This is a genomic window from Brevibacillus halotolerans (genome assembly GCF_026891775.1).
GTDB classification, from domain to species: Bacteria; Bacillota; Bacilli; order Brevibacillales; family Brevibacillaceae; genus Brevibacillus_B; species Brevibacillus_B halotolerans.
This window is the reverse complement of record NZ_JAPTNK010000063.1, coordinates 1-348: the sequence shown is the minus strand read 5'-3', so window position 1 is coordinate 348 and position 348 is coordinate 1. Positions and strand designations below refer to the sequence as shown.

Sequence of the window (348 nt, the reverse complement as noted above, 5' to 3'; positions counted from 1 at the left end):
GAATCTTTGTAGCCAGCGGCGAAATACGGGTTACCGTAGCTGCTACTTTTTCTTTGCCCATAGAAGTGCCGCTTACAAGTGCTTTTTGTCCCAATTGAAGCTCTTTTACATCTGATTCGTTAATATCTGCTACTACTTGTAATTTTGTCAAATCACCCATCGTAATGATTTCTGTACCCTTCGTCACGGCTTGACCATTCTTAGCATCCACCTTTAAAACAGTACCGGAGAAAGGAGCCACCACGGTGGATTGAGAGCTTTGCTTCGCTAGCTCCGCTTTTTTTACCTGTAGCTGGTTAATCTGTGCTTGAACGGAAGCAATATCTGTGCTTTTTGGACCTTTTTTAT

The 348-nt window shown here is 42.8% G+C and carries 1 pseudogene; it reads right to left on the bottom strand.

The window, feature by feature from the left end:
- Positions 1-348: pseudogene (locus O0550_RS24885) on the bottom strand (efflux RND transporter periplasmic adaptor subunit); the annotation flags it as partial.